This is a genomic window from Paraburkholderia sp. BR10954 (genome assembly GCF_040965775.1).
GTDB lineage: Bacteria > Pseudomonadota > Gammaproteobacteria > Burkholderiales > Burkholderiaceae > Paraburkholderia > Paraburkholderia youngii.
Genome location: NZ_JBFRCK010000007.1, coordinates 184,027 through 209,081, shown reverse-complemented (window position 1 = coordinate 209,081; position 25,055 = coordinate 184,027). Strand labels below are relative to the sequence as shown.

Here is a 25,055-nt window from a genome sequence, read left to right as displayed (position 1 = left end):
CACGTCAGAAGGTGTACGGAAAGCGCACGCCGACCACGAAGTTCGGCGCGTCGGGTGTGAGTCCGATCGATACCGAGCCGTTGATGGTCAGGTGCTTGTTCACGACGTGGTTCAGGCCAAAATTCATCGCCGCGGCCGTGGTTTCGCTGCCCGGCACCTTCTGGTAGCTGCCGCCCGGCGCCTTGGTCTCCGACTCGGGTTCGAGCGCCATCGTGAACGACACGCTGGCCGAATCCTTGTCGGAGAACGCGAGCGCGACGCCGCCGCCGAACTGCACGATGTCGCCGAGCTTGACCGTCGCCGGTTCGGTTTGTCCCTGCACCGACGAAATGTCCGCGAACGAACGCGCGATGTTGTAGGTGTAGGAAACGCTGCCGAACAGCACGACCGGGTCGTAGGTCTTCAGCACCGACAGACCCGCGGTGATGTTCCAGAAACCGGTGCCGGTCGGCAGTCGGGTCGGCGCGACGAGGTTGGTGTTGTCGGCGTCGATCTGCACGACTTTTTCGCCGAACGGCGAGCTGCCGGTCGGCGCCTTCACGCGCAGACTGCCGACCACGTCCGGCAGCGCATTGGTTTCCCTGACGAACTGGTAGTAGATGCCGAAATTCACGTCGCCGATGTCGTGACTCGACACCGTCGCATCCGACAGCGTGCTGGCCGCGCCGCCCGCGCCGCCGACGATGAAGGTGCTGCGCCGGTACACGTACGGCACGTCGACGTCGACGTTGACGCGGTCGGACACGCCGTAGCGCGTGTCGAGGTCCGCCATCACCTGGTGCGACTTGGTCTGGCCGAGGTTGATGTTGCCGAGGAAGATCGCGTCGAGCGCGAGGAAGCCCGACAACTGCAACTGGCGACGGTCGTAGTAGGTGTCGCTGATGCCGAAGTCCATCGTCAGCTTATGGTCGAACAGCGGCGCATGCTCGCGCTGCACGACCGCCTGCTCGGCTTGCGTGCGCACCGGTTCGTTGGCGCGCTGCGTCTGGCCGACCGCGCCGCTGCCGTCGGTGGCGGCGGGCAGGCCGCCGGCGCTGGCGTTGCCCGCGTTGCTGCCGTCCGGCGTCGGCGGATTGACCGGCACGCCGGTGGCGGTGCCGGTGGTGCCCGCCGGCGCGGGCGCGCCAGGCGCGATCTGCGCGAGCGGCGGCAGCGGCACCGGCAGGCCGTCGGCGCCGGGCTGCTCGGCCACCGCGCCGCTGCCCGCGGGAGCGCCGGCGCCCGGCACGCCACGGCCGCGTTGCGCCATCTCGAGTTCGGTGACCTGGCGTTCGAGCGAATGGATCTGCCGCTGCTGCTCGTCGACGACGCGCATCAGCGTGTTCAGACGGTCCTCCACGGATTGGCCGGCGAGCGCCTGCGCGCTCGCTGGCTGAGAAAGAGCCCAAAGCATGACGGCGGCCGGAATGGCCGCGAGAGCCATGCGCGGTGCCCTGGCCGATGACACTTTTTTCATTATTTGCTCCCCCGGTGGTCCGGCCGCGCGGTCCTGACTGCGCGGCCGTCTCTTTTTTGCTTGTGGTGCAACTGGCGGGTGGCGGCCCGCTCCGTTATCTCCTGTTTTGCAGTGCTTGCAGTACGCCCAACTGACGAAGCATCGAAGCCGACATCTGCTGGGTTTGCAGATGCAGTTGCAGGGCGTTGGCGACTTGCTGGTTATTGCCTGCGATCTGCAGCAACTGGGCGATCTGCCCGTTGCTCGGCGCGATGGTCTGGGTGGCGAGCCCAGCGGGTGTCTGCAGAGCGACGTTCACGCCGTTGCTGCCGAACGAAATGCCGGCTTTCACTGAGCCGGTCGAATTGCTGGCCGTCGCCGACGGCGCGTTGGCGGAGCCGGTCAGCGTCGCGGCGCTGTTGTTGAAGTCGATCAGCGCGGAGTTGGTGCCGCTGTTGCGATCGCCCGCGACCTGGGTAACCTGCGACACGCCGTTGACGCCGATGCTCTGGCCGCCGCGCGCCTGCGCATTTGCGTTGGCGCCCGAATCGCCGGCATGGCCGTGCGCGCTGCCGCTCACGCTCGCGAACGTGCTGACGGAACTCGTGAGCTGGCCGCCACCGTTCTGTACCGCGCTCAGCGAGCCTTGAGCGAGCGCGCTCGCGCCGTTGGGCAACTGCCATTGCGAAATGACGTTCAGCACGAAGCCGGAGATCATCGTCGCGCCGGCGTATTTGCCGGTCTGGGTCGCGAGCACGTCGTCGCCGACCAGCTGCACTCGCAACGGCTCCGTGCCTGGCGCGGACCGTATCGAAAGTTCGGGAGCCGGTGGCGAGGCGGCGCCCTCCGAAGCATGGGCAATGCTGCTTGCGCCACAGGCGATGGAGCAGAGCACGAACCCAAGCGGTGTCAGGTGTGACTTCATGGCGGGATCAGAACATGTCTGCCTTGTTCAAGCCGTACTCGAAAAAGGGCGTCGCGGCGGTGCCGGCCGCCAGCGCGGCGGCGCGCAGCTTCAGCGCGAGCGACTCGTTGTCCTGCAACAGCGGTGAATCCTCCCTGAAGGGTTTGCCGAGGACCGCGAACACGAGGCCGTTCCAGGTCTTCGCGAAGTCGTCTTCGAGCACGACGCGATTGCCGAGCGCCGGATCCGCGATGAACACGCGGCCGTCCTGCGCATGCTTGACGATCACGAAATGCTCGTAGCCGTCGATGTTCATCAGGACCATCACGGGGATCTGAAGATGGTGGAGCGCGTCGACGTTGACGCGAAAGCCGCGGCCGCGCAGTCCCATGGTCTCGACGAAGTGCTTCATGTCGAGCATCGAGAAGCCGTTCTTGACGACGACCTCGGGCGTCGAGAAAACCATCATCCGGCGGATCAGTTCGGTTTCCGGAATATCGATGCCGTAGCCATACTTGAGGAGGGTGGCGAGCGCCGCCGCGCCGCAGCTGTAGTCGAACTGCTGATTGACGATGTGGTTGTAGCGCAGGTCCTTCATCGAACGGACCGTCTTCGTCAATGGCACGCCGGCGAACGTGGACGTGTCGATGCTCGACTGTGCGGCGGCGTGATCCGCGCACAGCACACAGCCTGCCAGCGCTACGGCGAGCGGTAGCGCCGGGAACCCCTTGAACCCGGTCATGCTGGTCTCCTGCCCGATCCGCGCCGGCAGCTTCTATGGCTGCCGGCGCGCCCTTCCGACTGCTTTTGCTTCTTCTGCTTGCCCGCGGTCGTCGCGTCGTCGGCTTACTTGCCGCTGTTCAGCGCCGCGATGGCAAGGCCGTTGTGCTGCAGATTGCCCGCGCCGCCGGCGATGTTCACGCCGATGTTGCCGGAGGCGCCTTTCAACGTATCGGCGCCCAGACTCGCGGTGCCCTGGAATTGCCCGTGAACGACCATCGTGGCGGATTGCGAGTTGTCATCCGTCGCATCCATTGCGGTGGTCAGCGCCTTGCCCGGCGAGGTCGTCGTGACTGCGCCGGCAAGCGCGTTGTCCTGCGCGTTGCCGATGCCGGACGCGACGTTCACGCCGACGTTGCCCGTCACGCCCGACAGCGACCCGTTGCCGACCGACGCGTTCAGATTGAAGTTGTGGATCGCCGCGCTGCCGCCCGAGGACTGCACGTTGAAGTCCTGCGCGTTGCCGAACACGTTGCCGACGTCGACCGACGCGAGCGACACGTCGTTGCTCTGTGCATTGTCGATGCCTTCCGCGATGTTGATGCCGAGGTTGCCCGACACGTTGCTGGCCGCGTTGGTGCCGGTGGTCGCGTTCAGCGTGGCGGCCCGTTCGTTGTTGAAGTGCTGCGTGATCGAGCCGCGCGTCGTCACGTCGGTCGTCGCGAGGCCTTCGTCGATGCCCCATACGGCGCCGTACGCGTTGGTCGACGAAGAGCTGCTGCGCGAGTAGCTCGACGATTGCTCGCCGACCCTCGCAAAGCCGGAGCCTTCGCTCGCCTTGAAGCTCCACGAACGGCTTTGCCCGGACGCTTCGCTCGCTTCGAAGGCGCCCGCGACGCCCGACGAGTTCGAGTAGCTCGACTCGCGATAACCGGCGTGCAGGCCGCCGCGGGCGCTGAACGAGCCGCTGCCGTGCGAGGGCGTGTTGTGGTCCTGATAGCTGTAGCTGCCGCCGATCGAGCCGCCCGCCGCGATATGGCCGCCCGAGTTCTGACTCGTGTGCGAGAAGCTGCCCGCGATGCCAGCTGCCTGCTGGCTCGTTTCATAGCCGCCGCTCGTCACGCTCGCAGTCTGGCTGCCGTACGCATAGCCGCCCGAAGCTTCGAAGCCCTGCGCGCTCGAGCTCGACGAGGTATGGCTTTGCGTCGTGAACGCGAATGCCGTGCCGCCGCCTCTGACCGAGGACCTGTTGTTGTTGATGGTCGTGGTCACGGCGCCGGTGGTGTAGGTCTGCGCCTGCGGATCGAGCGTCGCGTTGACGTTGACCATCTGATTGTTGTTGATTACCGCGTTAGCCGTGCTGGAGACATGCACGCAGCCAAACAGTCCGACCATACCCTCGACGCCGACCATCTCGCCGACGACCGTCGTATTGAACAGGTAGGCCTTCTGCGGCGCGGCAAGCACGCTGCCGGATGCGGCAACGAGAACGGCCGTGGCAATAAGAGTGCGCTTCATGATTCGCTCCGATACTTAAGTGTGGTCAGTTAAAAAAAGTGCCCGCCGGGGGACGGAGCACAAAACTGTTTGCCGTGGCATTACCGGCGCCGGCTGCCTGGTTGATCTGCACGATTCCGCTCGCGTTACGGAAGGCATCGCTGGAAATGCTTGCCTCACGCACGCCGTGAATCATGTTCGACCGCCCCGGACTGCCGTTTTTCGGGGCCGTCGCGGATAGCTCCCCATCCGAGACGGTCTCGACTCCGAGCGCCGCAGTCCCGATCTGGGTGCTGTTGCGCTGCAGATTCCCTGCTCCGGCCGACTGGTTCACCAGCACCGCGCCGGATGTGTTCGAAAACGCATTGGCTTCGATCGACGCTTGCGCGCGCGGCACGTTGGCGACCACCGACGCGCTTTGCACGCTCGCGTTCGCGTTGCCGACGGCGGCGCCATTCGTCACCGTGATCTGGTTGATCTGCGCGTTGTCGAGGCCAGCGGTTTCGTTGACCGAGAGCGCGCCCGTCGCGCCCATGCCCGCGCCGCTGCCGATCGTCGCGGTGGCGCCGACGACCGGCGCCGCCGCCGACTGCGCGTGGGCCTCGCCGGCGCCGAGCGCAGCGACGCCCATGCACAGGCACGCGCAGACGCGCAGGGCAGTGCGCGCCGAAGCGACTTGCAGTGATTCGAGCGATGGCAGCGAGGGGCGCAGGCGCGTGCTCATTTCAGACCTCCGGGTGCGCCGCCGAGCACGTTCGATAGCGGCGCGAGCGCGCCCGTCACGGACGAACTGATCGTGCCGCCGACGCCCGTCGCCGGTCCGCCGATGCCGCCCGCGTTCAGCGGGATCGTATTGCCGGTCGCCTTGCCGGAGAGGATATGCGTGACGGCCTGCATGCCGGTGCCGCCGAGCACGCCGCCGGCGACGACGCCGTTCGAGCCGTGCGCGTTGGTCAGATCGGTGTCGCCGACGAGCGTCGCGATCGTCGGGTCGAACGAGTTGGCCGGGAACGTGGTGGCGCGCACCGCGACGGGGTCCTGGTCGCGCGGCACGGGGACGAACGCGTCGCGTGGCGTGACGCTGCGCTCGACGATGATGTCGCCCGGATTGGCGACCTGCTCGGCATACGCATGGCTCGCGAAGCAGGCGCTGACGAGGACGCTGGCGAGGAGGGCGGTGCCGGCCAAAGCGGTGCGCGGCAAGACGGGAGCGTTGCTGAACGACGCCGCCGGCAGCCCGAGGGCGCGCGGCGTCTGGTGGTTCGTGCTCATGTCCCGGTCCCTTCTCTGTTGTTGCTTGTGTCCCGCCGTCGTGGGGCGCGTCAACTTTCGCGCGCCCACCGGTCCCGCATTCCCTGGTTATTTGCTATCGGTTCGTTGCTTCGTCCTGCTCACTTGCGCTGGTATGTCGCGACGTTGCCCTGGGCGGCGCGTGCTGCATCGACGGGCACGGGCAGCGGCGAGGGCGGGGCGATCTCGTCCCACAACGTCACCTGGTTGCCGCCGCCTTGCATCAACTGTGGCGTCGCGGCGACCATCAACATGCCGACCGCGCCGCCGCGTTGCCGCGACAGCATCTGGTCGTCGAGCGAAATATCGTTCATCGATGCAGCATCGCCAGCCCGGTTCGACGCGTTGGCGGCAAGCTGGCTGCCGTCCTCCGCGGCAACCGGCGAAGCGGTTTGCGGGCTGGCGGAGGCGGGGTCGGTGGCATCGTTGAAATCCGCCGGCGTGACGGAAGGCGTCGGGGCGGCTGGCGTTGTCTGGGTGCCGGCACTCGCCGGCATGGCGCTGAACGCCAGGGCTGCGCAAATCGCGAAGAATGGCGCGCGGCGGCTTATCAAATCGATGCGGAATGCGAGTCGCATGATGTGTCTCCCTGGTGTTCGCCAATTAGCGAAACATGTGCCATCGCTCGCAATCCATTGATGCGTCTGGCGCACACCGGCGGAATGGCAACTAATGCGTTCCAAATGAGGAAAAAACGTTGCAGCCCTGAAACGGGTCAGCAGAAAATACCTATAATTCGATAATCTGTAAGGTACGAACTACCGTCGCGGGAACGCCACGAAAAGCGCTTCCACTAATGTTTTTATTTGTCGGCTGAATATATGGCGATCGGCCGCTAAACCATGATGGGCAAGGGGTCCATCGATTAAATTCGCATAATTGTTTTCGAAGCGGCGCACGTATAGTAAGCTCTCGAAAACAGCTTCAGATTTAAAAAAGGCCCATATCAGGCCGTCTCAAACACACACGCCGCTTTCTTGGGGATCAGCTGTCCGCACGGAATGGAATGGCCGTTCGGGTTTTGCGATTCGCGAATCCCGGACGAGTCAGCGTGTCTGAACCTCAGTTTCAGGTGCATGCGTCGTCCTTAACGTTCGTTGACGAGAGGATCTGAATAATGGAACCCGCAGCGCGGCAACTGATTTACGTTTCGCGTGACCCCAGCGCGGAACTGAATACGCGTTTTATGCAGCGTGGCTGGCATGTGGAAGTCGTGGGATCGGCGCGCGATGCGCGCCGGGCAGTGCGCACCGGCTCGGCAGCTGGCGGCCTGCTCGATTTGTCCAGTGATTTCCAGCCGCACGAAATCGCCGCTTTTGAATCCTGTTTGACCATGCCGAACGTCGGCTGGGTCGCTGCCACTGCGCCTGGCCAACTGCAAGACGCCGCGTTGCGCCGGCTCGTGCGCGACTACTGTTTTGATTACGTGACGGTGCCGTCTTCTGGCGACCGTATCGTCGACTCGGTCGGTCATGCGTACGGCATGATCTCGCTGAGCGACGCGACCCCGCACGACGGCTTGCAAGGCGCCGAGGGCGAGATGGTCGGCTCGTGCGACGCGATGCTCGCGCTGTTCCGCTCGATCCGCAAAGTCGCGATGACCGACGCGCCGGTGTTTATCTCCGGCGAATCGGGCACCGGCAAGGAGCTGACGGCGGTCGCGATTCATGAACGCTCGGCGCGGCGCAACGCGCCGTTCGTGCCAATCAATTGCGGCGCGATTCCGCCGCATCTTCTGCAATCGGAACTGTTCGGCTACGAGCGCGGTGCGTTCACCGGCGCGAACCAGCGCAAGATCGGCCGAGTCGAAGCGGCCAACGGCGGCACGCTGTTTCTCGACGAAATCGGCGATCTGCCGCTCGAAAGCCAGGCGAGCCTGTTGCGCTTCCTGCAGGAGCGCAAGGTCGAGCGGCTCGGCGGACATACCGCGATCGATGTCGACGTGCGCATCATTTCGGCGACGCACGTGGACATGACCGCGGCGATGATCGAAGGACGCTTCCGTTCCGACCTGTATCACCGCCTCTGCGTGCTGCAGATCGACGAGCCGCCGCTGCGCGCGCGCGGCAAGGACATCGAGCTGCTCGCGCGGCACATGCTCGAACGTTTCAAGAAGGATGCGAGCCGCCGTCTACGCGGCTTCGCGCCCGACGCGATCGCCGCGCTGCATAACTACGGCTGGCCCGGCAACGTGCGCGAGCTGATCAACCGGGTGCGGCGCGCGATCGTGATGTCGGAAGGACGCGCGATCACCGCGCGCGACCTCGAACTCGCCGAATACGTCGAGATCGTGCCGGTGTCGCTCGCGCAGGCGCGCGAAGCGGCGGAACGTCAGGCGATCGAGCTTGCGTTGCTGCGGCATCGCGGGCGGCTCGGAGACGCGGCACAGGAGCTCGGCATCTCGCGGGTGACGCTGTACCGGCTGCTGTGCTCGCACGGCATGCGCCATATGGAAGGCGAGCCGATGTCGGCGCCGCACGGCGATTTGCCGGCGTCGGTGCAGCATCTGTAAGCGGCGAGGCTGGCGACGCGGCTTGTGAAGGTCTGGCGCGTCGCCTCGAAGCACTTTTGCGTGCACGGTTTTGCCGCTCGTGTATCGCGTGCCGCGTCGTTTTCCTTCCCGCCTGACATTCCCCTCGATATTTCCCATGCGGCGCGCCATGCCCCGGCGTCGTCCGGTCGCGCTTGTTAGAATCGGGCTTTGCTCAATTCCGTGAGCGCGCCTGATCGGGTTCGCGCCGCGTCGAAGGAAACCGCATGAAACAATACCTGGACCTCGTCCGCACGATTCTCGATACCGGCACGTGGCAGGAAAACCGCACCGGCATTCGCACCATCAGCATGCCCGGTGCGATGCTGCGCTTCGATCTGCAGCAAGGCTTCCCCGCGGTCACGACGAAGAAGCTCGCGTTCAAGTCGGCGATCGGCGAGCTGGTCGGGTTTCTGCGTGCCTCGCGCAGCGCCGCGGATTTCCGCGAGCTCGGCTGCAAGGTGTGGGACGGCAACGCGAATCAGAACGCGCAGTGGCTCGCCAATCCGTATCGCGAGGGCCCCGATGATCTCGGTGACGTGTACGGCGTGCAATGGCGCAAGTGGCCGGCCTATAAGGTGCTCGACGCCAGCGCCAGTGCGCAGCTGGCCGACGCGCAGGCGCGCGGTTTTCGCGTGATCACGCAGTTCGACGAAGATGGCCGCTCGAAAGTACTGCTTTACAAGGCGATCGACCAACTGCGCCAGTGTCTCGACACGATCATGCAGAACCCCGCCGATCGACGGATTCTGTTCCATGCCTGGAATCCGGCCGTGCTCGATCAGATCGCGCTGCCGGCTTGCCATCTGCTGTACCAGTTCCTGCCGAACGTGACGCGCCGCGAAATTTCGCTGTGCCTGTATATCCGCAGCAACGACGTCGGGCTCGGCACGCCGTTCAATCTGACCGAGGGTGCGGCGCTGCTGCACCTGGTCGGACGGCTGACGGGCTATACGCCGCGCTGGTTCAGCTATTTCATCGGCGATGCGCACATCTACGAGAATCAGCTGGATATGCTTCATCAGCAACTCAAGCGCGAGCCATACGAGAGTCCGCGGCTCGCGATTTCCGATCGCGTGCCCGACTACGCGAAGACCGGGGTGTACGAGCCGGAATGGCTCGAGAAAATCGAGCCGGCGGATTTCTCGCTGATCGGCTATCAGCATCACGAGCCGCTGACGGCGCCGATGGCGATCTGATGTCGGTGGAAGCGGGGCGATAGCGTTCGCCCCCCCGATATAGAAAAGCCCCGCCATGGCGTGTATCGCGGGGCTTTTTCGTTGCCGGAACGGCAGGTGTCCTGCTCAGCTCCTGTGATGGTCGTCGCGATTGCCGCCGCCCTGGTGCTGCTCGACGTGCTGCGGTTGCGGCTGGGGTTGCGGACGTGGCTGCTGCACCGGCTGGGGCCGCGGTTCGGGGCGTGGCTGCTGCATCTGCATCTGCATCTGTGGACGCGGCTCTGGCCGGGCTTGCGGCACCGGCATCGGCTGTGGACGCGGCTCGAAATGCGGCTGCTGCGCCTGCTGCAACTGCGGCTGGGGCCGAGGGGCTTGCGGCATCGGCTGCGGATGCGGTTCGAAATGCGGCTGTTGCGCCTGCTGCATTTGTGGTTCGGCACGCGGTTGCTGCGGCGGGACGGCGCGCGGCGCCTGTTGCATCGCAGGCGGATGCCAGTTCGACCCACGCGCCTGTTGCTGCGCGGCCGGGTTTTCCGGCGGATGCGGCACACCGGACTGCGGCGCGAAGCTCGGCTGTTGCGGGTGGCCGGGCTGTTCCACGCGCGGCGCCTGCTGCGCCATCGGCGGATGCGGCTGCGTCCATGCGGGCTGAGACCTGCCGACCGCGCCCCATTCCTGCGGCGGGCCGTGCTGCCCTGGGTGCGCTGCCGCGTCGGCTGGATTACCGCCGACTGCTTGCGGTGGCCGCGGCACACCATTCGACGGACGGCCCAGATTGCCCACGAGCCCGCTCTCGCCGGGCTGCGGCGGACGCCCGTTGCCGACCATCTGCGGCGGCATGCCCGCACGCGCTTGCGGAGGCGCCTCGCCACGCGGCACCACGGCGCCAGCTTCGCCGGGCCGCTGACCGGCCTGTTCGACGCCATGCGGCGCGTTGCCGCTCATTGCGCCAGGCGTACCTGGCGCACCTGCCGCCATCCCCGGCGGACGTCCCGGCACATGCGATTGCACGACCCGCACGTTCGCCATCGGCAGCGCGCCAGGTGCACCGGTCATATGCGCGGGTACCGAGGTGCGCACGACCGGCTGGCCGCCGCCGGGCACCCGGCCGCCGCTTTGCGCGAAGCGCTGCGCGAGTTCGTCGTGGAAAGCGGCGGGCATGACGGGATTGCGGGTCGCGACGACCGGCCGGCCGGCGACGCTCGCCGGTGGCCGATAGTTCGCGCGCCGCAGATCCGACCCGAAGCTTTCGCGCACCGGCGCGATCCCCGGTGCGCCCGGATTGATTCGCGCGTTGCGCCACTGCGCCGGGTCGACCTTCTGCGAGAAGCGTCGGACCGGCTGACCGTGCACGAACGCGGTCGCCGGCACGGCCGTCACACAGCCCGGCACGCGATAGTTCACGTACGTGTTCACGTTGCGGTGATAGTCGTTGAAGATCGTCGCGCGGTTCACGCGGTTGTAATACCCGGCGCTCCAGCGATCGTGATCGCCCCAATGCGGATGCCACGGCTCGCCCGGCCCGAGCGGAAACCACGCGACCCCCGCCGCGATGACGCCGCCGACCGCCAGGTTGACACCCCAGTCGGCGCCGCCGTCGTCATTGCCGACGAACGCGACCAGCGCCGGTGCATAGGCCGGCGCCACGTCCGCTTCGAGCGGACCGGGCACCCAGGCCCACGCGCCGTCGATGTCGGCCCAGCGGCCGTAGTGGTACGGCGCGAAGCCCCAAGGCTGGTCGTCGACCCAGGTCCAGCCCCACGGCGCCTGCCAGACCCAGTGGCCGTCGTGATACGGCGCCCAGCCGGCCGGCATCGCATTCGGCACCCACACTGCGCCGTACTGCGGCGTCTCGCGCCATGTGCCGTTGGCATCGAGATCCTCGTAGCCGGGGATGTCGCGCGACACGTAGCGCGCTGACAGCGAGCGGTCTTCGGTGGCGTCGCGGCTGGCGGCCCATTGGTCGAGCTCGTCGGCGGCAGGCGCGCGGTTGTCGGCGAGTTGCTGCAGGTTGGTGCCGGCAAAGCGGATCTGCTGACCCGCCGCAATCGGCACCTGGCCGCCGTCGCCGTAAGCGATCGCGCTGCCGCTGCGCACGGTGACGGTCGTGCTGCTGCCGTCGGGGGCGACGTCGACGCGGTAGTCGCCGGGACCGTTCACGCCGAGCGCAAGATTCGGCGTGTCGATTTCATACGACGACCCCGGCGCGAGTTCGCGCACGCGTGTCGACAGCGTGCCTTGCGCGACTTTCAGTTGCGCGGTCGAGTCGTCGAGGTTGAGCACGTCGAGGCTCGTGTTCTGGCCGAGGCGCACCGCGGTCGAGCCGATGTGCAGCTCGGAGCGGGCGTTCTGGTCGTTCCACAGCTGGTCGCCGGTCGTCAGCGGCCGGTTGATCTGCGCATACGACCAGTCGGTCGCACCGGCGGGCTCGGTGGTCACGGCCCCGGCCGTGTAGTTCAGACGCGCGATCCGCCCAGGCGGATCACCCCCGGACGCTTCGCCGCCCGACCCGACGGCTACCGCGGCTGGTGGCGCAGGTGGCGCTTCCTGCGCGAGAGCGGTTTGCGCGGCGAGCGCGACGACCGCGGCCGCGATCAGCGTATAGCCGCTGGTCCGGCGATGAATCCCCGCTTGCCGCACGGGTTGCTTGGCGTGTGTCATGACTGATCTCCGGCGGACGCGGCAATCGGCCGGGTCCGTTCAGTCACTGTACCTGCCGCCTATGTTTCAAGGCCCGCACATTTGTAAGGTGGATTCGCTCGTCTGTAACAAAAGGTCTCGCGCGGGTCTCGCGCGGGTCTCGCGGCTCCGCGGCAAAGCCGGTTCAGCGGTCTATGCGGCCAGAAACGCATCGAATTGCTGATGGCCGGCCGGCGTGACGCGCAGCACGCGCGGCCGCTCCGTCCGCTCGACCCAGCCTTGCGCCGACCACGCGTCGAGCAACGCCGCGCCGAGCGCGCCGCCCAGATGCGGCCGGCGCATGCTCCAGTCGAGGCAGGTGCACGCGAAGCGCCGCCGCCGGGTCTTCTGCGCGGCGAGGTCGATGCCCCAGTCGGCGAAGCGGGCGGCGCCCTGCGCGGTCGCTTCGAGCGAGGCGCCGTTTTGCGTCAGCAACCCGCGCTCGAGCATGCGCTCGAACATCCGCACCGACAGCTCGCCGGCCATGTGGTCGTAGCAGGTGCGCGCAAAGCGCATTTCCAGCGGCACGGTGCGTGCCGGACGCGGCACGGAGCGCTGCGGCGCGCTGACTTGCGCGACGTTCGCGAGTGCTTCGATCGATGCGGCGATGTCCGCCGACGCGATACGGAAATAGCGATGCCGGCCGCGCACTTCGAGCGCGAGCAGCCCGCCGTCGGTGAGCCGTCCGAGATGGGCGCTCGCCGCCGATGGCGACAGCCCCGCGATCATCGTCAGTTCGCCCGCGGGGCGCGCGCTGCCGTCCATCAGCGCCCACAGCATCGCGGCGCGGCCGGGATCGGCGAGTAGCGCGCCGATGCGGCTCAGGCCGGGGAAGTGGTTCTGCTCGTCTAATAGGGGGGCGGTCATGGCGCGTCTCCTGAATGGGCGGCAAAGGGCGCCGCCACGATTCCACTCTACGCGCAGCAGGTATTCGATGTTTCAGCTTTGCATGAACAATCAATGTGACGGACGGGTCACGCTCGCCCGCGTTCCCGCGCCGTCTCGTGCCGCCAGGCTAGAATCGAAGCCTGTTCTTGCAGGAATTCGATGTGATGAAAACGCTTCTGGCCGTCGCCGCGACGGTTCTGCTGTTTACCGCCTGCGCAGGGGGCGGAGCCGGCTCGGGCTCGGCCGGCAGCGGCAGCATCAGCATGTACGGCACCATCGACCAAGGGATCACCTTTCACAACTAGGCCAACCGCCGGCCCATCGGCGTGCCGCGCGCCGCGTCTTCCATGCGACGCCGCGCCGCGCGCAATATTGCGCTCGTATAATCGCCTCCTTTCAATGCATCCGATTGACCGGAGTCAAGATGAGCACTGTTCCCACCGCACCGCTGGACCGTTCGGAAACCACCTTCCGCTTTCTCGCCGAGCCGACCTCAGTCAACTTCGGCGGCAAGGTGCACGGCGGCGCGCTGATGAAGTGGATCGACGAAACCGCCTATGCATGCGCGGCGGTATGGTCGGGGCGCTATTGCGTGACGGTCAGCGTCGGCAATATCCGTTTTCGTCGGCCGATTCTCGTCGGCAATCTAGTCGAACTGCGCGCGCGCGTCGTTGCCACCGGCCGCACCAGCATGCACATCCACGTGTCGGTGCACGCGGGCGACCCGAAGGGCGGTGAACTGCTGCAGACCACCGACTGTCTCGTCGTGATGGTCGCCGTCAACGAGAACGGCCATCCGGTGCCGGTGCCCGCCTTCTTGCCGGAGACCGAGGAGCAGAAGCGCCTCGCCAAGTACGCGATGGACGTGAAGGAAGCGCTCGACGCGATCGTCGAGCTGAAGCCGGAAGAAGTCGCGCAGGGGAAAATCTGAGCGCAGCGGGGCGGCGCGCGGCGCGCCCGTTTGCGCGCCTTCCGTCACGCCGCCTCGCGGATCATCATGCCGTGCGTCCGACCATATCGTTCGGTCGCACCCACTCGTCGAACTGCTGCTCGGTGACATAGCCGAGCGCCAGTGCCGACGCCTTCAGCGTCGTGCCTTCCTTGTGTGCCTTTTTCGCGATCTGCGCGGCCTTGTCGTAGCCGATGTGCGGATTGAGCGCCGTCACCAGCATCAGCGATTCGTTCAGCAAGGTATCGATGCGCTCGTGATTCGGCTCGATGCCGACCGCGCAGTTGTCGTTGAAGCTCTGCGCGCCGTCGGCGAGCAGGCGCACCGACTGCAGCAGGTTGTGCGCGATCATCGGCCGGAACACGTTCAGCTCGAAGTTGCCGCTCGCGCCGCCGATGTTCACCGCGACGTCATTGCCGAACACCTGCGCGCACAGCATCGTCAGTGCTTCGGACTGGGTCGGATTGACCTTGCCCGGCATGATCGAGCTGCCCGGCTCGTTTTCGGGGATCGACAGCTCGCCGAGACCGCAGCGCGGGCCGCTCGCGAGCCAGCGGATGTCGTTGGCGATCTTGTTCAGGCTCGCCGCTACCGTTTTGAGCGCGCCGTGCGCGAAGACGAGCGCGTCGGCCGCGGCCATTACCTCGAACTTGTTCGGCGCCGACACGAACGGCAAACCGGTCAGCTTGCCGATCGCGGCGGCGACGCTGTCGGCGAACTTCGGATGCGCGTTCAGTCCCGTGCCGACCGCGGTGCCGCCCTGCGCGAGCTCGTACAGGTGCGGCAGCGCCGACTCGACGTGCCGGATGCCATGCTCGAGCTGCGCGACATAGCCGGAGAATTCCTGGCCGAGCGTGAGCGGCGTCGCATCCTGCAGGTGCGTGCGGCCGATCTTGACGATATCGGTAAACGCTTTCGCCTTGCCGTCGAGCGTATCGCGCAACGTTTTCAGCGCGGGCAGCAGATGCTTGACGATCGCGTCTGCGGCGGCCACGTGCATCGCGGTCGGAAACACGTCGTTCGACGACTGCCCGCGATTCACGTCATCGTTCGGATGCACCTTGCGCGCTTCGCCGCGCTCGCCGCCGAGCAGCTCGCTCGCCCGGTTCGCGATCACCTCGTTGAGGTTCATGTTGGTCTGCGTGCCCGAGCCGGTCTGCCAGACCGCGAGCGGAAATTCGCCCGGATGCTTGCCGCAGATGATCTCGTCGGCCGCTTGCATGATCGCGCGCGCCTTCTGCTCGTCGAGCACCCCGAGGCCGAGATTGACTTCGGCGGCCGCGCGCTTGATCACCGCGAGCGCGGTGATCAGTTCGGGCGACTGCTTTTCCGTCGAGATCTTGAAGTTCTGCAGCGAGCGCTGCGTCTGCGCGCCCCACAGGCGAGCGTTCGGCACCGCGATTTCGCCGAAGGTGTCCCGCTCCATCCGTACGTCTTCAGTCATGGTTGACTCCGCTTCTCAAAGTTCCGAGTTGACAGGCAATAACGAGAATAGACCGGTTAGCACATTCCGGTAAAAACCGGCCTGCGGATCGAAAATGTAGGTGCGTGTCTCGCCGTTCTCGACGTCGGTCCAGACGAGCGGCGACAGCGGCGCGCCGATCGAGCGCAGATAGGCGAACTGGGCCGAGTCGGCGAGCGTGACGTGGTAGCTCTGCTCCGGCTGGGTCCCGCGCTCGAAGATTCTCGCGACCTGATTCGCCAGTTCGGGGCTGTGGATCACGAGCGCCAGCTCGGTGTTCAGATTGGCCGAGCGCGGATCGAGGTTCATCGAGCCGATCACGAGAATCTTGTGGTCGATCACGTAGGCTTTCGCATGCAGGCTCGCGCGCGAACGCGAGCCGACCAGCCCGACGTTCGGCGTTTCCTGGCGCGGCCTGAATTCGTACAGCTCGACACCGGCCTTGAGCAGCGGCACGCGAAACGGACTGTAGCCGGCCTGCACGGCGACCGCGTCGGTGGCCGCGAGCGAGTTGGTCAGCACCGCGATACGGATGCCGCGATGCGTGAGCTCGCTGGCCGCCTGCACCCCCGCGGCGTGCGGAACGAAGTAGGGCGACACGATCAGGAAATCGTGCTGCGCGTCGCGCATCAGTTCGCGCAGCCGCGCGAGCGGCGGGCTCACGTAGTCCGGCGACGGATGCTCGATCTTCTCCGGCAGGTCCACCCGGAATTCCGCGTCCGCCCACGTGAGGCCGAGCTGCTCGCTCGTGATCTGCGCGGCGAGCGGCGTCGCGTTCAGCGGTTTCGCGTTGTATGGATCGGCGTTGGTGCGCCAGTGGTGGCGCAGGTCGTCGCGCGTCTGGTCGAGTTCCTTCTGGTCGAACTTCTGCTTGTTCAGCGCACGCAGCGGATAGGCGAGCTCGCTGTTCCAGTAGTCGTCGAAACTCGCGGAGACGTCGGCGACGATCGGGCCCGCCGCGAGCACGTCGAGGTCGCGGAACTGCAGCGTTTCGCTCGCGCTGAAGTACTCGTCGCCCAGGTTGCGTCCGCCGACGATCGCCAACTGGTTGTCCGCGATCATCGCCTTGTTGTGCATGCGGCGCGTGAAGTGGCCGATCTGCGTGAACAGGTTCGCGGTGCGCTCGAACAAGCCTTCCTGCGCGCTGCCGAACGGGTTGAATACGCGGATCTCGATGTTCTCGTGCGTGTCCAGGCCCGCCATGATGCGGTCGATGTCCTTGAAGTTCAGGTCATCGACCAGCATGCGCACCCGCACGCCGTGATCGGCCGCATATAACGCGGCGCCGAGCAGCAGCTTGCCGGTGGTGTCCTCGTTGGCAATGTAGTACTGCATGTCGAGCGTTTTGCTCGCCGCGCGCGCAAGCGCGATGCGCATTTGCAGCGCGTCGGTGCCGTTCGCCAGCACACGGAAACCCGACTGCTCCGGATGCTTCGCCTCGAGCGGCGCGAGCGCTTCGCGCAGCGGCGTATCGGCGGTGGCCGGCAGCGCGTGCGTCACCTGGCGGTCGAACGCGGTGGCGGGCGGCTTCGTCGCGCAGGCGGTCAAAAATGCCGCCGCGCAACAGAGCAGGAAGATTTGCCTCGTTGTGCTGACTATCGAGCGGCGGCGCGCGGCCCGCCGATGTTGTTCGAATTGGCCCTGCACGCTGTTTTCCCCTTGTTGCAAGCTTTTCGCGTGGCGACAGCGAAGGCCTGCGCACGCTGTCGAGAAAACCATTCTAAGGGAATTGGGGCGGGTTCCGCGTACGTCGGCAAACGCAGCGGAGTGCCGCGCGTTGGTCGCGAGGGCGCCGCGGTTCGGTGATCGATCACCTGCTGCAAACCCCGGCGCGTGGAGGCTGTATCAGACGCGCTCGACGTGCAGCGCGCGCTCGCCATCGGGATGCGTCGAGCCTTTCGCCGGTCGGCCCGCCCACACGCCCGCGAGCAGCGAACCCGACAGGTTGTGCCAGACCGAGAACAGCGCGCCTGGCAGCGCGGCGATCGGCGTGAAGTAGAGCTTGCCGAGCGTCGCGGCGAGGCCGGAGTTCTGCATGCCGACTTCGATCGCGAGCGTCCGGCAGACGGCTTCGTCGAACCCGAGCAGACGGCCGCCCCAGTAGCCGCCGAGCAGGCCGATGCCGTTGTGCAGCACGACGCCGACCATCACGAGGAAGCCCACCGACGCGATGCTCTTCTGCGTGCCGCTCACTACCGCGCCGATGATCAGCACGATCGCGATCATCGACACGAGCGGCAGGATCGGTTCGATCTTGCGCACCAGCTTCCCGAACAGATGATTGACGACGAGACCGACGACGATCGGCAGCGCGACGATCTGCAGGATGCTCATCAGCATGCCGTGCACATCGACGGCGATCGACGCGTCGACGTAAAGGCGCGTAAGCAGCGGCGTCGCGAATACGCCGACGAGCGTCGACAGCGCGCTGATCGTCACCGACAACGCGACGTCGCCGCGCGCGAGATAAATCATCACATTCGACGCGGTGCCGCTCGCAACGCTGCCGACCAGCACCATGCCGGCGGTCAGGTCGGGCGGCATGCGCAGCGCCTTCGCGATGACCCATGCGGCGAGCGGCATCACGAGGTAGTGCAGCACGATGCCGGCGATCACGGGCGCGGGGCGCGTGAACACGCGCAGGAAATCGCCGGCCGACAGCGTGACGCCCATCGCCAGCATGATGATCGTGAGGAGCGTGGTGACGTGCGGCGCGACGCCGGAAAACGAGGCCGGCGAGAAGTACGCGGCGACCGAGACGAGCACGGCCCAGAGCGGGAACAGGCGGGTGACGCGGGCAAGCATGGCGGGTGGTCCTTGGTTATGTTGTATCGCGAGAAAGCGGGGGCCGCGGCGCGGCCGGGTGTCGGCTGGCGTTGCGGCGTTCGTCGCGCCGAAGCGGGTGAAGCGGCTACGGCAAGCGCCGTGGCGAAAGCGCGGCAAACACGGGCGGCCAATCGAAGCCGCACGCGTCGCGGGCAATGGTGGGTGCTCCGGCGGCGCCAGTCCGGCTTTTGCCTTGGTGAGGCGCGCCGTCGTGCGGTTCCTGGCGCGTGAGCGCGGGTTAGCGCTCGCGTGCAGCGGCGGGCATTTTACCTTTTACAGTGAGTGCTTCAGGATTGAGACTTGCCGCTGCGCCGCTCAGACCGAGCGCGCGGGCGGTGTGATTGACGCCACCGTCGGCGGTTGCCGGCCGCTCAGCTTGTGAAACCGCAGTGTCATCAGCAGCGCGACGCTCGCGAGACCTGCCGCCAGCCCCCACCACAAGCCGCGCGCGCCGAGGCCGGCGTGAAACGCGAGCAGATAGCCAGTCGGAAAGCCGATCACCCAGTAGCCGAACGCGGCGGCGATCATCGGGATGCGGGTGTCTTTCAGGCCGCGCAGACAGCCGGAGCCCACCGCCTGCATCCCGTCGACGATCTGGAAGATCGCCGCCACGCCGAGCAGCGAACTGGCGAGCGCGATGGTCGGCGCGTTGGCCGGATCGTCGAGATGCAGATACAGGCCGACGATCCAATGCGGCGCGGTGATCAGCACGAGACCCGACATCGACATGAAGCCGACGCCGAGCGCGAGCGCGACGAAGCCCGCGTGGCGCGCGGCGAGCGGCTGACCGGCGCCGGCCCAGTAGCCGACTCGCACATTGGCCGCCTGGCCGATCGACAGCGGCACCATGAACGCGACCGACGCGACGTTCAGCGCGATCTGATGCGCGGCCAGTTGCGATTCGCCGAGCAGGCCGACCATCAGGCCGGTGGCAAGGAACAGCGTCGACTCGACGCCGTAGGTGATCGCGACCGGCCAACCGATGCCGAACAGCTCGCCCATCAGCGGCAGCTTCGGCCGCGTCGCGACGACGAAATGCCGGAAGCGCGGCCGCAGATGCAGCAGCGCCATCAGCACGAGCGCGGTCAGCCACACGGTGATCGTGGTCGCGGCCGCCGAGCCGAGAAAGCCGAGCCGCGGCAGCCCATACGCGCCGTGAATCAGCCCGTAGTTCAGAAAGCCGTTCACGCCGACGCTCACGATCGACACCCACAGCAGCCGCCGCGCCGCGCCGATCGCCGGCAGGAACGAGCGCATCAGGCCGACGCCGATCAGGCTCGCGGGTGCGCCCCAGCGCAGCACCGCCGCGTATTGGCCGACGTTGTGCGCGAGCAGGCCCGGCTCGCCGAACGCGAGCAGGATGTGCGACGCGAACGACAACAGAATGAACGCCGGCACCGCCAGCAGCACCGACAGCAAGAAACCGGTCCAGTAGATATGCGGCACGCGGCCGTCGTCCTGCGCGCCGCGCGCGTGCGCGACGCTGACGCTGACCGACGTCAGCACGCCCTGCAGCAGCGTGACGACGACGAAAAAGAGGTTCGCGCCGAGGCCGCCGGCGGCGAGCGCGTCGGGGCCCAGCGAGCCGAGCAGGATCGTGTCGGTCACGCTCATCGCCATCTGCGACAGTTGCGCGATCGCGAGCGGCGCGGCGAGCCGCGCGGTGTCGGCCGCGTGGCGGGATAGGGTCGGCGGCCGGCTGGCCGCGTGGGCAAAGCTGGGTTGAGTCATCGAATGCCTGGCGGCGAAAGTTGGCAACTGCGGCGGCAACCGCAGTGGCGACAGCGAGAGGCGGGCGCAAGCGGCGCCGCATTGCATCGCGCCGCGCTCCGACGGGCGGGGCAGCGGCGGGGCAGCGGGGCGGCGGGCGGGAAAATCCGCGGCGCGGCGGCGAGCCGGTCAGCCATTCCTCGCCCGTGGCGCGGTGCGTCGTTTACCTGTCGAAACCGACAGCTTATTGCCTCGCCCGGGCGATGTCGATGGACAACGCACAGTTCCGGTGCGCGGCGTCCTGCGAATGTCCGGAGTGGCGTCAGCCTTCGTGGACCGCGATCCGCGTGTCGCCGAGCAACACGACCTGGCCCGCGCGGATCTTGCAGGTCTTGCGGGTCTCGACCCGGCCATCGACCATCACGGCGCCGTCCGCGACCATCATCTTCGCGGAACCGCCGCTATCCGCGAGGCCCGTGATCTTCAGCAGATTGTGAAGTTCGACGTACTCGCCGGTCAGCGTGAAATTGAGATTGGGCATGACGTTTTCACCTTGGGCACGGGTCGCGTTGGGGGTTCGCATCATAAAGCAAGTGCACGGCGGCGCGTCGGCGCGGGGCCGTCTCGCCTGTGTCGGATGCATCCAGCGAGCCATTACGCAAGCAAATGAAAGTAGATGTTATTCAGTTGTGGAGAGTGAAACGTTGCGTAACGCTGGTCGCGCCGGATGGATTCCACTCCTAAAGTGCACCTCAGCAGCAAAGCCCGCTGGTATTCCGGGATCGCTCCGCGGCCACCCATCCAGCGACGCATAGACCGGGCGGGGGCGCGTGGGCCATTCCGTCAGCACGACGCCAGAGAGTCCGCCCGTGTCACAACTAAGTCTAGAGAGGATAGCCATGACCCAGATTCGTACGCTCCTGATCGGTACCGCCCTCACCGTTTTTGCCGCGACGGCCGCCGTCGCGCAGACCGCGCAGCCGGCAACAGGCATCGGTGGTCAGGCGCAGATCCAGAGCCAAGGGGCCGCCGAGATGGCGCCGCCGTCCGCGGCCGGCGCCCAAGGCATGCAGGCCCCGCCGTCGGCGCAAGGCATGCAGCAAGTCCCGGGCGCGCCCGCCGCGCAAGGCGTCGCCGCGCCGCCGCCGGGCCGTTTGACGGCTTCGGGCTCGACCGACCCGCTCGTACAGAAGCGCGACGCCGACGCGAAGGCCAACGCCGAGTATCGCGCGGCGAAGAAGTCCTCGAAGGCGGAATTGAAGGCTGAGCAGAAGGCCGCGAAGGACCAGTACAAGGAGCAGGTGCGCGGCGCGAAGCTGAACCAGAAGGCGGACAAACAGAGCGCCAACAACGAAATGAAGATGGAGATGGAAGGGCAGGCTGCCGCGCAGACCGACGGCGCGGACGTCAAGCATTAAGCCCTGCTGGATGCCGCGGCGCGTGGGTCGGCGAGGCTCGCGCGCCGCGGGCGTCTGTCACTTTGCAAGCTGTGCCTCACGGAGAACCCAGATGAACATCGACCGTTCCAGCCGAACCCGCATTTACGCCGCGCTGATCGCGGCTTGCCTGTCATCGGCCGTGCTCGCGCAGACCGCGGACCCGGCTTCGGCGCCCGCCACGCACGCGGACAAGAAGGCCGCGAAAGAGCAGGCGAAGGCCGACAAGAAAGCCGCGGTCGCACAGGCGAAAGCGGACAAGACCAAAACCGACGCGCAGGCCGATGCCGACAAGGCCGCCGCCGAGGCCAACGTGAAGGACGCGAAGAAGCAGTAGTAGCGCGCGGCGTAAACCGCCAGGCAGGCGCCCCAAAAAAGGGGCGCTTGTCGCATTGGGTTGTATGGATATACAGTATGCGTCGCATCCTGAAAATCCATCCAATCCGCAAAAACCGCTCAGTGTCCACCGTCGCCGAATCCGCTCCGTCGTTCGATACCGCCGCCTGGCTCGCCAAGCTCAACGACGCTCAACGCGAAGCCGTCGAATACGGGACCGACACGCCAGACGCGCTGCCCGGCGCGCTGCTCGTGATCGCGGGCGCGGGCTCCGGCAAGACCAACACGCTCGCGCATCGCGTCGCTAATCTGGTGGTGAAGGGCGCCGATCCGCAGCGCATCCTGCTGTTGACCTTCTCGCGGCGCGCGGCGCTCGAAATGACCCGCCGCGTGACACGCATCACCGGCGCCGCGGCCACCACCGTCGGTGCACGCGCCGCGCTCGCGCAAGGGCTGACGTGGGCGGGCACGTTTCACAGCGTCGGCGCGCGGCTGTTGCGCGAATACGCGGATCTGATCGGCCTCGCGCCCGCGTTCACGATCAACGACCGCGAAGACTCCGCCGACCTGATGAACCTCGTGCGCCACGAACTCGGACTGTCCGCGAAAGAGCGGCGCTTTCCGGCGAAGGGCACCTGCTTCGCGATCTACTCGCGCGTCGTCAACACCGGTGCATCGCTCGGACAGGTATTGGACAGCGCGTTTCCGTGGTGTCGCGAATGGGAGGACGATCTGCGCAGGCTGTTCGCCGCCTACGTCGACGCCAAGCAGAAGCAGAGCGTGCTCGACTACGACGATCTGCTGCTCTACTGGTCGCACATGGCCGCCGAGCCCAGCATCGCGGCCGATCTGTCGGCGCGCTTCGACCATGTGCTGGTCGACGAATACCAGGACACCAACCGCCTGCAGGCGTCGATCCTGCTCGCGCTGAAGCCGGACGGCCGCGGCCTGACCGTGGTCGGCGACGACGCGCAGTCGATCTATTCGTTTCGCGGCACGACCGTGCGCAATATCCTCGATTTCCCCGCGCAGTTCGAGCCGCCCGCGAAGCAGGTCACGCTCGAGCGCAACTATCGCTCCACCGAGCCGATTCTCGCCGCGTCGAACGCGGTGATCGAACTTGCGAGCGAGCGCTACACGAAGAATCTGTGGACCGACAAGGCGTCGGCGCAGCGCCCGCGCCTCGTCACGGTCGCCGACGACGCCGCGCAAGCTCGCTACGTCGTCGAGCAGGTGCTCGAAGCCCGCGAGCAGGGTGTCAAGCTGAAGTCGCAGGCGGTGCTGTTCCGTGCCGCGCATCACAGCGCCGCGCTCGAGATCGAGCTCACGCGCCGCAACATCCCGTTCGTCAAATTCGGCGGGCTCAAATTTCTCGACTCGGTGCACGTGAAGGACGTGCTCGCGGTGCTGCGCTGGGCCGAGAATCCGCGCGACCGCGTCGCCGGCTTTCGCGTCGTGCAGCTGCTGCCGGGCGTCGGTCCGGCCACCGCGGCGAAGGTGCTCGATGACATCGTCGCGCGCGCGGATGGCGGCGATCCGGTCGCGACCGCGGGCGGTGTGCTGGCCGCGTTTGCGGCGCCCGCAAGGGCGCAGGAAGACTGGCATCCGTTCGTCAAGCTGATGTCGAGCGTGTATGGCCGGCAAACGCCGTGGCCCGCCGAGTTCGAGATGGTGCGGCGCTGGTACGAGCCGCATCTGGAGCGCAATCACGAGGACGCCGCGATCCGTCACGCGGACCTGCTGCAGATGGAAAGCATTGCGGGTACCTATCCGTCGCGAGAGCGCTTCCTGACCGAGTTGACGCTCGATCCGCCCGACGCCACCAGCGACGAATCCGGCGTGCCGCTGATCGACGAGGATTACCTGATCCTGTCGACGATCCATTCGGCGAAGGGCCAGGAGTGGCGCAACGTGTTCGTGCTGAATGGCGTCGACGGCTGTATTCCGTCCGATCTGGGCACCGGCAGCGACGAGGAAATCGACGAGGAGCGGCGCCTGCTCTACGTGGCGATGACGCGCGCGAAGGAAGACCTGCATATCGTCGTGCCGCAGCGCTTTTACGTGCACAACCAGACCCATCTGGGCGACCGCCATGTGTGGGCGTCGCGCACGCGCTTCATCGCCACGCCGATGCTGCCGCTGTTCGACGCGTACGCATGGCCGCGCGTGCCGGTGGCGAGCGCGCCGAGCGCGGCGGGGCTCGCGGCGGCCGCGCAGGCCAGGATCGAGATCGCGGCGAAGCTCAGGAAGATGTGGGACTGAGCGGCTGGCGCCGCTCGGGTCAGTCGAAGCTCAACGCGGCTGCCGCTGCTGTTGCTGCGCGACCGGAGGCGGCGGCACGAAGAAATTGCGCAGCCATGCCGCGAGCCGCGAGAACACGTCGTACGGCTCCTCGACGAAAATCTCCGGCTTCAAAAGCCGCAGATACTCCATGATCTGCTGCGCTTCCTGCTTCTGGAACGTGCCGTGCGAAATGCCGAGCCGCAACAGCCCACGCAGTTCGCCGAGCTTCTCGCGCGCGGTGCTGCCGACGCTCGTCTCGCACGCGATCTTCGCCTCGTAGACGCGCTGGCGCAGCGATTCGACCAGCCGCCATGCCGGCGTCTGCATCACTTCCTCGAGCGCCTGGATGTCTTGCACCGTGCTCTTGATCTGCGCGGCGAGCGGATCGACCAGCGTCGCGTCGCCTTCCGCTTCCTTGACGATCGCGGCGGCCCAGTCGCGGCATTGCTTGGTGAGCTCCTCGGGCGTCCATTCCGAGCGCGCCGCGAAACCGAAGCCGAACTCGCTCGCCTGGCGCATCAGGATCGACACGACGTCGGGAAACTCCTTGTCGAGCGTGCGTTTGGCCCACGCGTACTGGCCGCCTTGCAGCATCCGCTGCACCGCGTGCTCGGTGAGCGGCACCATGTTGTCGAGCAGCTTCGCGCGCAAGAAATCTTCGAACGACGGCGTCGCGAACTGCGGATCGAGCTTCAGCGAGACCCGCAAAAAGGCCTCGAAGTCTTTGCGCAGCGAAGCGACGGTCTCGTCCTTCAGTTTCAGGGTGATTTGACCCATGTGTTATCCCGTTTAATGCGGCCGCGCGCGGCGCGCCGTCGCACGATCGCCCGGTCACTCCCGGACCGAGGCGACGCGACGCCGGCTGCCGACGCGCTCGATTTCAAGCTGTTGCCGCGTAACCAACGGGACGACTCCCGATGAGCGGACCTCGA

The 25,055-nt window shown here is 66.7% G+C and carries 22 protein-coding genes; 7 read left to right on the top strand and 15 right to left on the bottom strand.

Annotation, left to right across the window (positions count from 1 at the left end; all coding sequences use genetic code 11):
* Positions 1-4 precede the first annotated feature (4 nt).
* The 7 genes from AB4Y34_RS13650 to AB4Y34_RS13620 all read right to left on the bottom strand — a co-directional run bounded on the left by AB4Y34_RS13650 (position 5) and on the right by AB4Y34_RS13620 (position 6,424).
* Positions 5-1,456: a hypothetical protein gene (locus tag AB4Y34_RS13650; RefSeq protein WP_368716301.1), complete on the bottom strand. Its 1,452-nt coding sequence runs from the start codon at positions 1,454-1,456 to the stop codon at positions 5-7.
* 94 nt (positions 1,457-1,550) lie between these two features.
* Positions 1,551-2,360, bottom strand: a complete 810-nt coding sequence (locus tag AB4Y34_RS13645) for a peptidase C39 (RefSeq protein ID WP_368716300.1) — start codon at positions 2,358-2,360, stop codon at positions 1,551-1,553.
* A 7-nt stretch (positions 2,361-2,367) separates the two neighbouring features.
* On the bottom strand, positions 2,368-3,081 hold the full coding sequence (locus tag AB4Y34_RS13640; protein WP_368716299.1) for a C39 family peptidase: 714 nt from the start codon (positions 3,079-3,081) through the stop codon (positions 2,368-2,370).
* Positions 3,082-3,185: 104 nt separating this feature from the next.
* Positions 3,186-4,577, bottom strand: coding sequence for a hypothetical protein (locus tag AB4Y34_RS13635; protein ID WP_368716298.1), 1,392 nt, complete (start codon positions 4,575-4,577; stop codon positions 3,186-3,188).
* A gap of 25 nt (positions 4,578-4,602) precedes the next feature.
* On the bottom strand, positions 4,603-5,280 hold the full coding sequence (locus AB4Y34_RS13630; RefSeq protein ID WP_176380318.1) for a hypothetical protein: 678 nt from the start codon (positions 5,278-5,280) through the stop codon (positions 4,603-4,605).
* On the bottom strand, positions 5,277-5,828 hold the full coding sequence (locus AB4Y34_RS13625) for a hypothetical protein (RefSeq protein WP_368716297.1): 552 nt from the start codon (positions 5,826-5,828) through the stop codon (positions 5,277-5,279). Before AB4Y34_RS13625 ends, AB4Y34_RS13630 begins: the two co-directional genes overlap by 4 nt.
* Before the next feature lie 119 nt (positions 5,829-5,947).
* Entirely contained in the window at positions 5,948-6,424 is a 477-nt protein-coding gene (locus tag AB4Y34_RS13620; protein ID WP_368716296.1) for a hypothetical protein, read from the bottom strand.
* Positions 6,425-6,963: 539 nt separating this feature from the next.
* Between AB4Y34_RS13620 and AB4Y34_RS13615 the strand changes: the two genes are divergently transcribed.
* The gene (locus AB4Y34_RS13615) at positions 6,964-8,358 is read left to right on the top strand and encodes a sigma-54 dependent transcriptional regulator (RefSeq protein ID WP_176124203.1); all 1,395 of its coding nucleotides are present in this window, start codon (positions 6,964-6,966) and stop codon (positions 8,356-8,358) included.
* Between the two features lie 245 nt (positions 8,359-8,603).
* Positions 8,604-9,575 carry a thymidylate synthase gene (locus tag AB4Y34_RS13610; protein WP_176380321.1) on the top strand — a complete coding sequence of 324 codons (972 nt, stop codon included), beginning with the start codon at positions 8,604-8,606 and terminating at the stop codon, positions 9,573-9,575.
* Between the two features lie 105 nt (positions 9,576-9,680).
* Here the strand turns inward: AB4Y34_RS13610 and AB4Y34_RS13605 are convergent, their stop codons facing one another.
* Both AB4Y34_RS13605 and AB4Y34_RS13600 read right to left on the bottom strand, forming a co-directional pair.
* Complete coding sequence (locus AB4Y34_RS13605; protein ID WP_368716295.1) at positions 9,681-12,215, bottom strand: DUF6600 domain-containing protein; 2,535 nt, start codon at positions 12,213-12,215, stop codon at positions 9,681-9,683.
* A gap of 171 nt (positions 12,216-12,386) precedes the next feature.
* Positions 12,387-13,100, bottom strand: a complete 714-nt coding sequence (locus AB4Y34_RS13600) for an ArsR/SmtB family transcription factor (RefSeq protein WP_368716294.1) — start codon at positions 13,098-13,100, stop codon at positions 12,387-12,389.
* A 185-nt stretch (positions 13,101-13,285) separates the two neighbouring features.
* Between AB4Y34_RS13600 and AB4Y34_RS13595 the strand changes: the two genes are divergently transcribed.
* A complete protein-coding gene (locus tag AB4Y34_RS13595) occupies positions 13,286-13,426 on the top strand; it encodes a hypothetical protein (protein ID WP_176105427.1) in 141 nt (46 codons plus the stop codon).
* 119 nt (positions 13,427-13,545) lie between these two features.
* On the top strand, positions 13,546-14,052 hold the full coding sequence (locus tag AB4Y34_RS13590) for an acyl-CoA thioesterase (protein WP_018433387.1): 507 nt from the start codon (positions 13,546-13,548) through the stop codon (positions 14,050-14,052).
* A 64-nt stretch (positions 14,053-14,116) separates the two neighbouring features.
* On the opposite strand, the gene fumC is transcribed toward AB4Y34_RS13590, so the two are convergent.
* From fumC to AB4Y34_RS13565, 5 genes are all read right to left on the bottom strand, one after another.
* Positions 14,117-15,514, bottom strand: coding sequence for a class II fumarate hydratase (gene fumC, locus AB4Y34_RS13585; protein WP_368716293.1), 1,398 nt, complete (start codon positions 15,512-15,514; stop codon positions 14,117-14,119).
* A gap of 15 nt (positions 15,515-15,529) precedes the next feature.
* Positions 15,530-17,251 carry a phospholipase D family protein gene (locus AB4Y34_RS13580; RefSeq protein ID WP_255208844.1) on the bottom strand — a complete coding sequence of 574 codons (1,722 nt, stop codon included), beginning with the start codon at positions 17,249-17,251 and terminating at the stop codon, positions 15,530-15,532.
* A 126-nt stretch (positions 17,252-17,377) separates the two neighbouring features.
* Complete coding sequence (locus AB4Y34_RS13575) at positions 17,378-18,337, bottom strand: bile acid:sodium symporter family protein (RefSeq protein WP_368716292.1); 960 nt, start codon at positions 18,335-18,337, stop codon at positions 17,378-17,380.
* Between the two features lie 336 nt (positions 18,338-18,673).
* On the bottom strand, positions 18,674-20,089 hold the full coding sequence (locus AB4Y34_RS13570) for an MATE family efflux transporter (RefSeq protein WP_176380326.1): 1,416 nt from the start codon (positions 20,087-20,089) through the stop codon (positions 18,674-18,676).
* Positions 20,090-20,390: 301 nt separating this feature from the next.
* Positions 20,391-20,609, bottom strand: a complete 219-nt coding sequence (locus AB4Y34_RS13565; protein ID WP_013090085.1) for an RNA-binding S4 domain-containing protein — start codon at positions 20,607-20,609, stop codon at positions 20,391-20,393.
* A 358-nt stretch (positions 20,610-20,967) separates the two neighbouring features.
* Here AB4Y34_RS13565 and AB4Y34_RS13560 point away from each other — a divergent pair, with 358 nt between their 5' ends.
* The 3 genes from AB4Y34_RS13560 (at position 20,968) to AB4Y34_RS13550 (ending at position 24,102) form a co-directional block, all read left to right on the top strand.
* Positions 20,968-21,486, top strand: a complete 519-nt coding sequence (locus AB4Y34_RS13560; RefSeq protein WP_176380327.1) for a hypothetical protein — start codon at positions 20,968-20,970, stop codon at positions 21,484-21,486.
* A 91-nt stretch (positions 21,487-21,577) separates the two neighbouring features.
* Entirely contained in the window at positions 21,578-21,841 is a 264-nt protein-coding gene (locus AB4Y34_RS13555) for a hypothetical protein (protein WP_176380328.1), read from the top strand.
* A gap of 122 nt (positions 21,842-21,963) precedes the next feature.
* Positions 21,964-24,102, top strand: coding sequence for an ATP-dependent helicase (locus AB4Y34_RS13550; protein ID WP_368716341.1), 2,139 nt, complete (start codon positions 21,964-21,966; stop codon positions 24,100-24,102).
* A gap of 30 nt (positions 24,103-24,132) precedes the next feature.
* Here AB4Y34_RS13550 and AB4Y34_RS13545 read toward each other — a convergent pair whose 3' ends face one another.
* Entirely contained in the window at positions 24,133-24,900 is a 768-nt protein-coding gene (locus tag AB4Y34_RS13545; protein ID WP_176124194.1) for a DUF4088 family protein, read from the bottom strand.
* Between the last annotated feature and the right edge of the window lie 155 nt (positions 24,901-25,055).

Coding starts and splice junctions, on each gene's coding strand:
- AB4Y34_RS13650 (WP_368716301.1), bottom strand. CDS start 1,456: ATGAAAAAAGTGTCATCGGCCAGGGCACCGCGCATGGCTCTCGCGGCC.
- AB4Y34_RS13645 (WP_368716300.1), bottom strand. CDS start 2,360: ATGAAGTCACACCTGACACCGCTTGGGTTCGTGCTCTGCTCCATCGCC.
- AB4Y34_RS13640 (WP_368716299.1), bottom strand. CDS start 3,081: ATGACCGGGTTCAAGGGGTTCCCGGCGCTACCGCTCGCCGTAGCGCTG.
- AB4Y34_RS13635 (WP_368716298.1), bottom strand. CDS start 4,577: ATGAAGCGCACTCTTATTGCCACGGCCGTTCTCGTTGCCGCATCCGGC.
- AB4Y34_RS13630 (WP_176380318.1), bottom strand. CDS start 5,280: ATGAGCACGCGCCTGCGCCCCTCGCTGCCATCGCTCGAATCACTGCAA.
- AB4Y34_RS13625 (WP_368716297.1), bottom strand. CDS start 5,828: ATGAGCACGAACCACCAGACGCCGCGCGCCCTCGGGCTGCCGGCGGCG.
- AB4Y34_RS13620 (WP_368716296.1), bottom strand. CDS start 6,424: ATGCGACTCGCATTCCGCATCGATTTGATAAGCCGCCGCGCGCCATTC.
- AB4Y34_RS13615 (WP_176124203.1), top strand. CDS start 6,964: ATGGAACCCGCAGCGCGGCAACTGATTTACGTTTCGCGTGACCCCAGC.
- AB4Y34_RS13610 (WP_176380321.1), top strand. CDS start 8,604: ATGAAACAATACCTGGACCTCGTCCGCACGATTCTCGATACCGGCACG.
- AB4Y34_RS13605 (WP_368716295.1), bottom strand. CDS start 12,215: ATGACACACGCCAAGCAACCCGTGCGGCAAGCGGGGATTCATCGCCGG.
- AB4Y34_RS13600 (WP_368716294.1), bottom strand. CDS start 13,100: ATGACCGCCCCCCTATTAGACGAGCAGAACCACTTCCCCGGCCTGAGC.
- AB4Y34_RS13595 (WP_176105427.1), top strand. CDS start 13,286: ATGAAAACGCTTCTGGCCGTCGCCGCGACGGTTCTGCTGTTTACCGCC.
- AB4Y34_RS13590 (WP_018433387.1), top strand. CDS start 13,546: ATGAGCACTGTTCCCACCGCACCGCTGGACCGTTCGGAAACCACCTTC.
- fumC (WP_368716293.1), bottom strand. CDS start 15,514: ATGACTGAAGACGTACGGATGGAGCGGGACACCTTCGGCGAAATCGCG.
- AB4Y34_RS13580 (WP_255208844.1), bottom strand. CDS start 17,251: ATGGTTTTCTCGACAGCGTGCGCAGGCCTTCGCTGTCGCCACGCGAAA.
- AB4Y34_RS13575 (WP_368716292.1), bottom strand. CDS start 18,337: ATGCTTGCCCGCGTCACCCGCCTGTTCCCGCTCTGGGCCGTGCTCGTC.
- AB4Y34_RS13570 (WP_176380326.1), bottom strand. CDS start 20,089: ATGACTCAACCCAGCTTTGCCCACGCGGCCAGCCGGCCGCCGACCCTA.
- AB4Y34_RS13565 (WP_013090085.1), bottom strand. CDS start 20,609: ATGCCCAATCTCAATTTCACGCTGACCGGCGAGTACGTCGAACTTCAC.
- AB4Y34_RS13560 (WP_176380327.1), top strand. CDS start 20,968: ATGACCCAGATTCGTACGCTCCTGATCGGTACCGCCCTCACCGTTTTT.
- AB4Y34_RS13555 (WP_176380328.1), top strand. CDS start 21,578: ATGAACATCGACCGTTCCAGCCGAACCCGCATTTACGCCGCGCTGATC.
- AB4Y34_RS13545 (WP_176124194.1), bottom strand. CDS start 24,900: ATGGGTCAAATCACCCTGAAACTGAAGGACGAGACCGTCGCTTCGCTG.